8 protein-coding genes are annotated in these 10,957 nt (G+C 52.9%); 1 reads left to right on the forward strand and 7 read right to left on the reverse strand.

What is annotated here, in order from left to right:
• The 3 genes from ACP5D4_RS18990 to ACP5D4_RS19000 form a co-directional block, all read right to left on the reverse strand.
• A partial coding sequence (locus ACP5D4_RS18990; RefSeq protein WP_428013186.1) for a CRISPR-associated protein occupies positions 1-667 on the reverse strand: 667 nt, incomplete at its 3' end.
• Positions 668-752: 85 nt separating this feature from the next.
• Complete coding sequence (locus tag ACP5D4_RS18995) at positions 753-2,408, reverse strand: Cas10/Cmr2 second palm domain-containing protein (protein WP_428013187.1); 1,656 nt, start codon at positions 2,406-2,408, stop codon at positions 753-755.
• 841 nt (positions 2,409-3,249) lie between these two features.
• Positions 3,250-3,924, reverse strand: coding sequence for a sugar transferase (locus ACP5D4_RS19000; protein WP_428013193.1), 675 nt, complete (start codon positions 3,922-3,924; stop codon positions 3,250-3,252).
• Between the two features lie 302 nt (positions 3,925-4,226).
• On the opposite strand from ACP5D4_RS19000, the gene ACP5D4_RS19005 reads away from it, so the two are divergent.
• Positions 4,227-5,867: a DUF3352 domain-containing protein gene (locus tag ACP5D4_RS19005; protein ID WP_428013188.1), complete on the forward strand. Its 1,641-nt coding sequence runs from the start codon at positions 4,227-4,229 to the stop codon at positions 5,865-5,867.
• Between the two features lie 136 nt (positions 5,868-6,003).
• Here ACP5D4_RS19005 and ACP5D4_RS19010 read toward each other — a convergent pair whose 3' ends face one another.
• The 4 genes from ACP5D4_RS19010 to ACP5D4_RS19025 form a co-directional block, all read right to left on the reverse strand.
• Entirely contained in the window at positions 6,004-6,663 is a 660-nt protein-coding gene (locus tag ACP5D4_RS19010) for an SDR family oxidoreductase (RefSeq protein WP_428013189.1), read from the reverse strand.
• 228 nt (positions 6,664-6,891) lie between these two features.
• The gene (locus ACP5D4_RS19015; protein ID WP_428013190.1) at positions 6,892-7,971 is read right to left on the reverse strand and encodes a phage tail protein; all 1,080 of its coding nucleotides are present in this window, start codon (positions 7,969-7,971) and stop codon (positions 6,892-6,894) included.
• Positions 7,968-10,475, reverse strand: a complete 2,508-nt coding sequence (locus ACP5D4_RS19020; protein ID WP_428013191.1) for a putative baseplate assembly protein — start codon at positions 10,473-10,475, stop codon at positions 7,968-7,970. The genes ACP5D4_RS19015 and ACP5D4_RS19020 overlap by 4 nt, the downstream gene beginning before the upstream one ends.
• 34 nt (positions 10,476-10,509) lie before the next feature.
• Positions 10,510-10,908, reverse strand: coding sequence for a GPW/gp25 family protein (locus ACP5D4_RS19025; protein WP_428013192.1), 399 nt, complete (start codon positions 10,906-10,908; stop codon positions 10,510-10,512).
• Positions 10,909-10,957: the final 49 nt, after the last annotated feature.

The raw sequence follows: 10,957 nt of genomic DNA on the forward strand, positions 1-10,957 counted from the left end.
GTGAAACAATAGGATGAGTCTCTTTGAGTTCGTAGGATTCGATTTCGACGAGATGATTTTCACCACCGAAGCGATACCACCCGGCTTCTAGGGCAACGGTAGATAGGTAGACAAGACAGGTGTTGTCATGGAGTTGAACGGCATTTTCGAGGAACAGACCATCTTTCTCGCGAACGCATCGTTGGTCGTGTTTGAGTCGAGGATGAAGCATCGAAACCTCTTTCCACTTAGGTTTCGCCACGGCTTGCTGTTGTAAAAGAGTTTGAGCATCTTGGTTCCAGGCTGAGACTTTTTGCCATTTAAATGCGGGTGTCATATCAGAATCAGGATTAGATTGTCGCCAGCCTTCTTCGTGGAGTTCCCAGGTGTTAATGTCTTCTTTCCCAATCATCTTTGTTGAAGGAATCGGCACGTAAAACTCTTGAGAGACTTGAAATTCGTCGAGTTTTGCCCAAAATGCCCCGGCGACGAAGAGTTTTTGGCTTAACTCTTTTTGACTGGCAAATTTTTGAGATTTGTTAGCACTGAAAATCAGCCCTGAAAGGGTGTAGGCGTCGGGGGGAAATTTGGATTGAGAGCGTCCGACAAGGTTTTCTGGGGAGAGAAATCCGCCTGCACTGGCGTAGAGGAAGCCGAGGGGGCGAATGGTAATAAAATATCGAAACATGATGGTATTTTAAGCAGGTTTGGGCGTGTTACGCGGTTAAAAAATGGGTTGAACATCCAGTTAATGAGAGTTCTGCGTAATGCATCTAGTGGCTCAGATGCCAGCCAATGGAAACTAGGTTGTCAAACCAATTAATAAAGGCTTGCTGCAAGCGATCGTAAGTCCAGTGAGGCGGAGGATCGGCTTCAAATAATTCTCGGAATAGAAAATTGCCTAATGTGCCGGGTTCGAGATTAACAAAGGTTTCAGTATTGGGATGAAAGTAAATATTGGCTAAAGCGATCGCGATCGAAGCATCAGCATTGATTTGAGATTCCTCTTCCCATTCATCCTCTTCTGAAATACGAATATTTTCAATTGCGTGTCGCGCTTTCAGTTGTGCCATATCATTATAGATATGTCCCCAGTTTTGTCCGCCATCGCGATCGCGATAACAATCGAGAATCGAGAGATATTGCCAAGGACAAGTCCATTGCACGAACTGTCCGCTGTTAAACACTACACGCAGGGTAAGGCGGTTTCGTCCGAGTTTTTTCGATCGCTTTTCCGCCTCGCGACAATGCTGTAAAATATCTCGTTGGGGAACGCTTTGACCCGCCCAAACAAAACCGACGCTGAGGTTAATATTCTGGCCGTGTTCTTGCCACTTCACTGGAAGTTCTTGCAGCCACTTCCACGAATCGAGCTTCAATGTTTGTGTGCTTTCGTTTAATTCTTCTGCGGTTAAATTCGGGGTGCTGTCGTACACCACACCGAGGAAATCGTCGCCACCTGCGTAGATGACGCGACCGAGTTTTCTGGGAAAATCTCGCTCGAATTGTTTACCCCAGTTCCGCATCGCTTCGCTGAATTCTTTTAAGGTAAAATCTGGGTTTTCACCATCTCCCAATTGCTTGAGATGTTCGCCAACTTTATCGCCATCTCCCATAAACCAACCCGTCCAGCGTCCGGGGGTTTGAGTTTCGGGGTTGGGAAGCCGGATAACATCAGAGAAGCTGCGATCGAGTTGAGGGAAGTCGTCACTGATACGATTAGCAATTTGAGGATGTGTCACCAACCGTTTCACCAATTCGGGAATACTGACCCGTTCTGAAGGATCGAGAAATTTACCTTCTGGTGTTTCGTCGAGTCCTTTTCCTTCCAGAACCGCTGAAAGTTGCTGATAAAATCGATCGATCTTCTCTTTTTCGTCCCCGTAACGTAAAATTTGGGGATTGCGCGTACTCGAACCGAGTTCGTTCCAGGCGATCGCATCACTTCCCGACAAACTAGAACTTTCGCCAATCCAGTTCACTGCACTCCAATCTCGCGCCAGTTTCCGCCGTTCAAGGTCGTACATCGCCTCGGGGATACTATCTCCCCAGCCACAGAAAATTTCCCAACTGTGGTTTCGCCAAAGTCCCCATTCTCGATCCCAGTGATAATCGTAGTTGGTAAGTTTTTCTTCAACCCAGTCCTGACATTCCGTCAGCAGATGACCCCAGCCGTCTAACAAAGCTTGACGAATCGTCTCTTCCGGTAACGTTCCTTTGATTAAGATACGGTTGGGGAGTCCTTTGGTGTTGTTGGGGTCGCCGGGACAAATCACCGAAATTGACTTGCTGTATGCTTCGGCGGCGTTGGTAATTTGTCGGCTGAGGTAGGATAGAATCAAAGATGCGCCGTAGAGGTCGCGAAGTTTGCGAGATTTTTCGATGAATCCTTGAACGGGTGCAAAGGTGGTAGCGGTGTATCCAGACATGACGTTGGAGAAACTGAGGGATGGGGTCAGATCCGTTGTTGGAGATATCTCTATGACAATTTCATTAATTTCTCGGTCGATTTGAGCGATTTTTACGGTAAATCTTTAGTATCGTTGCAAAGATTTACATGAATAGGGGAATTGGCCGGACATTTCGGGGTTTGGGGGGTTTTTAGACCTTAGCAGTCACGGAATATCGACTTTTTTACAGTAGATGTGAAGAGGTCGATCGACCCCTTTTTTGGTGCGAACGACGAAAATTTCCTCGAAAATTGCGATCGCCACCGCTGCGCGGGGGTCTTAAAGGAGACGGAGGGTGCATCTCAAAAATGTAGATTCATCGAATTGGGCGCACTCAATTTCCAGATCCCCGGCATCTTGGAGATGCCGGGGATCTTATACCGGAAGTGCTAATCGGGAATTTTGCCACCCCAAACTGATGTTTTTGCAAAAGTGAGATGCACCCGAGACGGATCGCTCGAGATGTTTTCCACGTGGCAAGCGATCGGCGTATTCCCGCCCCAACGGGGACGCCCGTCGCTGCTACGAAGACGACGATCGCTCCTCGGCGGTGAAATTGGGTCTTCGGAGATTATGGTGTAATTGGTAAATTGGAATACAAAATTTGCGTAGGGCCGCATCCCCCCAACCCCCCTTTCAAAGGGGGGCGAAGGGGGGATGACCAGGTATAAAATATGCTTATCACCTCAAACTCCGAAGACCCTGAAATTGAACCAACAAACCAAAAAGCCCGCTGCGGAGCGGGCTTTGAGATGTATCGGCAATCATTAAATTGTTTGATAGCGAAACGGTGAGATGCACCAAGAAAGAATTTCTCGAATTAACAAGCACCGCTTCCTTTAAACACAACAGCAAGCGTTTTAAAAATCAGTTGCAAGTCATAGAAGACCGACCATTTTTCTTGATATTGAAGATCCATTTCGATGATATCTTCAAAATTTTTCACAGTAGACCGGCCGTTCACTTGCCATTCTCCAGTAATGCCCGGTTTGACATCGAGACGGCGCCAGTGATGGGCGTTATAGCGTTCCACCTCGTCCGGCGTTGGCGGCCGCGTTCCCACTAAGGTCATGTCTCCCATGAGAACGTTCCAGAACTGAGGCAGTTCGTCTAAACTGGTACGGCGGAGAAAACGTCCGATCGGCGTAATGCGCGGATCGTTTTCGTTTTTGAAGATAAACCCTTTGGCTTCGTTTTCGACGAGGTGCTTTTTGCGGTCGGCATCCACCACCATCGATCGAAACTTCCAAATCCGGAACGGTTTACCTTTATAACCACAGCGAATTTGGCTGTAAAAAATCGGACCGGGGTCCGAAAGCTGCATTCCGATCGCCACAGGGACGGCGACAGCGGCAGTGATGCCTAACCCGACCACCGCACCGGCGATGTCGAGGGCGCGTTTGAAGCGGTTGTTCACGGAAGCATGAACGGGTTCCGAGAAGATGGCGACACCGGTGGGTTGGTGTCGATCGAACGAAGTTACTTGCGAAGGCAGTGTCGTAGTCACGGTTGGCGCTCTTCGTAGCTTTACAAGTCAGCCCTTTGATTCCAATATATGAGATGGATTTTCGCTGTGTCTTGTTTCCGAGGTGAGGTTTGTCTAATCTTCATCGTATTTGTGGCTTTTTTAAAGTTCTCGTAAGGGAAAACCGCCCCAAAGGCTCGGTGTGAAGCAAATTGGGTATTTTCGATCGCGGTTTGTGCTTCCCGGCTTGGGGAGCGATCGAATCGATGAAGAATCCTGATACAGTGTCAGAGGCAAGGCATACAGCTATCTGACTCTCACAAGCAGCCCCTATGATGACAGTTCGGAAATCCTCTCGTTGGCGCCTGTTGGGTGTAGCGGCACTCCTGATTTTCGGTGGGAGTCTGGCCTATTGGGTTCTGTCCCGCAAACCCTCGGACGAGACGGTGATGGCAGGCGCTCGTTTGGTTCCCGAAGACGCACTGATGGCGCTGTCGGTTTCGACCACCTCCGATCGCTGGCAACGGCTGACTCGCTACGGAACGCCGGAAAGCCAGAGGTTATTTCGCGATAGCTTGGCCGCCCTCGAACAACGTCTGCTCGGCGAAATCGGCTACACTTACGCTGACGACATCAAACCTTGGGTCGGCGATCGAATCACGGTCGCTTTCCTGGCGCCGCCGCCGATTACCTCGGACACGGAACCGGAAGACCTGCAAGCCGATCGCGCCGCGCTCTTCGTGTTACCCATCGCCAATCTGAGGCGCGTTCGAGAACTGGCGGAGGAAGATGGCGAATCCCCGGCTTGGCAAGAACGCACTTATAAAGGTATTACCGTCCGCGAACGACAGGAAAACGGCTCCAGTTACGCCATCGCCGTTATCGATCGCCGCTTCCTCGTAGCTGCAACGGACTCCAGCGCCATCGATCGCGCCATCGATGCCTATAAAGGAAACGGTTCCATCGTTTCCACCCCCGGCTACAACCGCGCCTGGGAAACTCTAGAAGTGGACGACCCTAACGCCGCCAACGTTTTCGTCAACGTTCCCCAAGCTTTAAACGCCATTTCCGAAACCTCCACCCGTACCGTAGACCCGGAAGCCATCGAACAGGTGGAAACCCAAGGCGTGGCCATCGCCGTCAACCTGGAAAACGAGGGCATTCGCTTTAAAGGACTGTCCTGGCTGGCGCCCAATAGCGAAACGACTTTCAATCCCGAACGCAACCAACCCCCCACGACGATCGATCGCCTTCCGGCGGAAACCGTCTTGGTGGTGGCGGGGTCGAACCTCAAACAACTTTGGCAAGATTACTTACAAAACGCTCGCACTAACGCCCTGCTTCCCCTCGATGCAGCTTGGTTGCGGAGTGCTTTACAACAAACGGTTGGTGTCGATCTCGAAGCGGAAGTCCTCTCGTGGATGACGGGAGAGTTCGCCCTGGCCTTGGTTCCCGCACCAGAGGCTACAGACGCCACTTTCCCCGGTGCCTTAGTCTTGATGGCGCAAGCGGGCGATCGTCGCTCTGCCGATTCGTTCTTCGACAAGATCGATCGCGCCGTTGCCGAAGAATACAACTTTAAAGTCGAAGAAGGGGAACTGTCGGGGTTGCCCCTCGTGCAATGGGACACGCGGCGCAAAGGACTCGACGTGACCCACGGTTGGCTCACCAGCAGTCTGGCATTTTTCAGCGTCGGCGTTCCCACGACCGATCGACTCGTTCCCAGCGATGCCGAATTCCTGTCCGAAACCTCCCTGTTCGAGCGCGTCGTTCCCCGACAACCCGACCCCAGCAACGGCTTGTTTTTCCTGAACTTAGCCGATAGCCAAGGGGAATCCAGCCTGTTTTTACCGCGCCTTCCGGACAACCAACAAGCGGTTCTCAACGCCATCGACGCCATCGGCGTCCGCGCCGGAATCCTCGACGATCGCAGCAGTCGCTACGATATCTTCGTCAAGATTCCCAGCCAGTAGTGTTGAGGGGATTATGGGGTGAAGGGATGATGGGGTGAAGGGATGATGGGGTGAGGGGATGATGAGGTGATGAGACATATCTTCTGTGCGATCTACATCTCCCCCTCTCCCCATCTCCCCATCTCTGGAAGCTCGACTACCACGGTAAGACTTCACCGTTAGCGTGCCAAAAGGTTCCGGTGTTGTCCAAGTTCAACTCGTCAATCCGCGCTAACAATCCGGTGACGGACTCTTTTGGGGAAATACCACTGTAATTGGTCATGGGGGTACTCACCAACCCCGGATGCAGGATGCCTACGGCGATGCCTCGGGGTTTGAGGTCGTGAGAAAGGGATTTTCCGGCCATTGACATGGCCACTTTCGACATTCGATAGCCGTAGGAACTGCCGGAGGTATTGTCGTCGATCGATCCCATCCGACTGGTCATCATAATCACTTTCGAGCCGTCGTGGAGGTTGGGAAGCAACGCCGCCGTTACTCGCAACGCCCCTAAAGCGTTCACCTCGAACTGTTGGCGAATGCTGTCGAAATCGAGGTTGTCGAGGGTGATGCGTTTGAGAATTCCGGCGTTGTTAATCAAGACGTCGATCGCTTTTCCCTGTAAGCGAGACACTAAATCCGCCACGGCGTCGTCGGAGGTGATGTCGATTCCCGTTTCGACGCGAACGCCCAACTTGTCCAATTCTGGGGAACTCGAACGACAGACGGCGATCGCTTCGTCCCCTCGTTGGGTTATCTGACGGCAGTATTCGACACCGATGCCGCCGCTTGCGCCAGTTACGAGATAAGTTGCCATACCTGTTTTAGACCTGCTTGAAACTTTCAACATCAATATCTAGTCTAGGAAGATTTTGATCGACGCCAAAAAACCTTCGATAAATAAAATTTATATATAATAACTCTGACTTATGCCTGTTTGGCAGAAACCCGCACGGACATACCGATCGCGCGGAGGGGAAACGGCGATCGAGGCAATGCCAATCCAGTCAACAGTTGAAGGCAAACACTTTTAACACCCCGATTCTCAGGAATTTTCAGGGAAAATTTGCAAACTATAAGTACAAAACGCCGGTTTGTACCGTTCGATAACTTCTCGAACTAAGGGTTCGTCAATTTCTAAATCTTCAGACGGACGCAACACCACCGTAAAATGATAAGCTTGCCCCGCTCCGAGCGTCGAATCTAAGCCTAACTCCGTCTCCCCTAACCGAAAACCACGATCGAATACTTCTTGAATTTCAATGGCGCGATCGCTCAACGGCAATCCGGTATATAAATGAAGGTACAATCGCAATCCCGCCCGCGTTCCGTGCCAGCGATAGAGATTGACGGCGTGGCGGATTAAATGGCGGTTTTGTAACTCCGAAAGTCGCGGATCGAGTTTCCACCCCACCCAATGGGCTAAAAACGGTAACAACGCCTTCGGTGCCACCAACGGATCGAGATACGCCCACATCATTTCGCTGGTGCGTACCGTGGGATCGAAGGCTTCTTCTAATATTTTTAAAAACCGCTCTAAAAAGTCGTTAGCCTGGTAAATATTCGGCAACAAATTTAAGTACAAACTTTGAGGGCGAATCTGCAATCCAAACGCCGCAAAGTTTGCCAGTTGTCGTCGGTTGGAATGGGGTAAGCTGGCGTAGACGCGCAGTTGCAACGGATACTCTAACGTCAGTCGCGGGCGAGACCCCGTAATTGCCGCCTCTGACTCGAAAAAGTCTTCGGGGAGATAAAAAAACAAAACCCGCCGTTGCGTCTCTTCTGGCGGCAAGGAAGGAAAGCTGTAGCGATGTTCGAGGGAGGGTTGCACCTCCTCGTCGAGTCCCAGTTGATAGGGATTGTCCGACTCGTGCCAACCGCGAAAACACCCAGAAGGTAAGTCTGTGGGATGTTCTAACACTAACTCCAAATTCAACGGCGATCGCCAACTGTGACGCAACTCCACCACGATCGATCGAAACTCTCCCGGTTCGAGAACCAACGCCGCTGATTCGGGCGTCGCTAAATCGTCGCGAACCCTCAGCGGACTGTCCGACTGGCGACGGGGTAGCTGCTGGGGATGGAGTTTGAGGGAAACCGTCGGTTGAGATTGCGTTAACGTCATCGTTCGGGGGGCAGATACTGCTCGAAACCGTTGAGAAAATAGATATCGTGGTCGGTAAATCGGGTTTCGCTGGCGATCGCTCGGGCTTCCCTGGGGGGACGGTTCGCCCAGGAACAGACGATTTGGTGTCGATCGAGTTTTAACAGATCCTCAACGGTTTCGTCGCAAATCCAATCGTCCCCGGATTTCCGAAACCGCAACAGCCGCACCCCCACCACGGAACTGACGCCAGCCACCTGTTGGGCGCGATCGGCGATTTCAAAGCGATGCACCGGGGCGCCAAAAGCCCAACCCGTCCCCTCAAACCCTCCGGTGACGGGGTTGAGGAAGCGGTAAAGCACGCTTTGCACCTCCTGTTGGGTGCGTTCCTGCAAGCGGATACTTTCGGCGTATTGGGGTTTCAACACCACTTCTAGGCGCACTTTCACCCCCACGAACTCCGGAGAGTCCACCTGCACGTTGACGCCGAGAAGTTTCCGTTCGTCGAGGTAGGCTTTGAGGCGATCGCGAAACTGCTTGTCCAACGCAAATCGTTCCGGTGCCATCCCCCGCACCAACTCCGTCGGAAGCGGCACTTGCGGCACCACCAACAAATTCACCTGACCGGGAATTCCCGTTTCTACCGCGTCGAGACAGCGCACTCGCGACACCGCCACCGCCGACGACTGGCGCACTAAATACTCGAAATCCTCCCGCGTTACCGCCCGTTCTCGGGTTCGCAACCACGCCGGAACTCGCATCACCGCACTTTCGAGAGATTCCGCTTGGGTGCCGCCGATGGCGCCTTTGTAGTTAATCGCACCTTTGATGTAGGCTTGGGCGACCATCAGTTTGGTGAGGGTTCCGGCTTTGACGTTCCCCTGTTCGCCGCCGCCCCAGCGATACCCCGTCATGTAGATTTCGTGACCTTTGGGGGGAATTTTTCCGTACTGACGCTCTCCCGCTCTCCCGTTGGTTTCTGTGGCGGAATTGGGGAGGAAGCGATCGAGGTCTCGGACGCGGCCGTTGGCGTAACGGTCGTGGGGTTGCGATCGCGCTCGATCGCGACTTTGGCGTTGCAGTTCCCCCGGTTCGAGAACGATGGGTCCAAATTGAACCACGCCGTTGCGATCGTCGATAACGTAATGGTTCGCCGTGGCGGTGGAGTCGGAAAAATCCCCCACTTCCTGCCAGCGATAATCGGCTAAATCCCTTAAGGCTGTTCCGGGGGGACAAACCGCCACGTACTCGCGATCGTTGCGGTGGAGAACCGGCCGGTATTGCAAGGGAAACCGCTGTCCCGGCTTTCCGTCGCTGATTCCCAACAGTTCCGGTTGACGAATCCACGCACACTGACTCGCCGTCACCGTTCCGCCGATCGATCGCACCCCTAACCCGTTAATTCGCGGCGATCGCATATATAAATAGGTTCCCGACTGGCGAACTTCGTGAACGCAGCGAATCCAGTAACCGCGATAGGGGGTGTTGAAATCCACGGGTTTGCAGGTGACGGGAAGGTGCAACACCACATCCGCCCCCTGTTCCGGGGTTCGATCGAAATTAAACCCATCCGTGCGATCGTCCGCTTCCCGATTCAGAATATCCCGCCAACATTGATTTTCTTCGCCCCAAGCCTGCCAGCGTCGCGGCGGGTTGTCCGGCGAACTCCCCGTACCTCCGGCGGGTTCGCCGCGAAAGTTAATGGCGATGACGTTCCCTCGCAGAGGCTCGCCTTCGCGGTTCTCCGACCCCTCCGCCTCCTCGCTATAGTGGTCGAGAACGAAGTAAAAACAACTCCCTTGGCGAGCGTCCACAAACAGTTCCGTCGCCTCTCCGCCGTTTCCCCAACTTCCCGACTCGTCCTGTCGCCAACTTCTCCCCTGTTCCAACCAGTCGCCGCCGAGAATTCTCGTATCCAGGGGACGAGTCTCGGGGTCGTCCCCTTCCGGAGTCGTGAAAAAATGCACGATGCGAGGATTTCCGATAACCAGGTCTTCGCTGGTACTGAAGACGATCGCTTCTTCGGTTTCCGTCCGTTCCGTAGCCACCTCCGTCCCCGCCTCGATGGTGTAAGCACTCGGACGCTCCCGAGACAGGTAAAAGGTTAACTCCGTCCTGGCGGGGGTCGGCGGTTGCAGGCGAATTCCCAGCAGTTCCAAAAACGCCACGTAATTGCGACGGGGAACTTGGTTGAACCGCATCAACATTTGGTCTGTTAACCAGGCGAAGAGTTCGAGAACCGTAATTCCGGGGTCGCTGGGGTTGTGATGGGTCCACTCGGGACAGTACCGAGGAATCCGCAGCAAGCATTCCTGCATCAGATCGTTAAAGTCGCGATCGTCCAGGTTGGATTTGGGCAGGTTGGGTAAGAAGTCGAAATCCATGTCTGGAAGGGGAGATGAGGGGATGAGGGGATGAGGGTACGATCGCACGGATGGGATGGGGAGCGGTTTACATTGTCGGTGCGTGACGATTTCTCGGTTTGATGGCGACACCCGATTTTTCAAGTCACGCACCCGACGCACTTCATCTTCTCCTCACCTCAACACCGTATCAACATCACTGTGACAGGTAGAACGGATAGACCAAATTTCGCGTTTCGTAGAGGTCGGGGCTGTTGCGAAGTTGGTATTCGATGGTTAGGTCTACTTTACCGAGGATGGGGTCGGGTTCGGCGAGAACGTTACGGACGACGATGCGCGGTTCCCATTTTTCCAGGGCTTCTTCGACGCGCAGTCGCAGTTCGAGAAGGGTGTCGCGGTTGAGGGGACGAAAGACGAGTTCGGACAGGCGAGAACCGAAGTCGGGACGATACACTCGTTCGCCGATGTCGGTTCCGAGGATAATTCGGATCGATTCTTGGATGTTGTCGTCGTCGCGACTTAGCTTGATGTTGCCTTGTAGGTTGAGACTTAGGGGAAAGGCTAAGCCGGAACCGATGTAGTCGGGGGTTTTCATCGAAAATTTTGGGTTTGAAACCCCGCCCTTCTAGGGCGGCTTTACAGTA

The organism is Baaleninema sp. (assembly GCF_049974805.1).
Lineage (GTDB): Bacteria > Cyanobacteriota > Cyanobacteriia > Cyanobacteriales > Geitlerinemataceae > Baaleninema.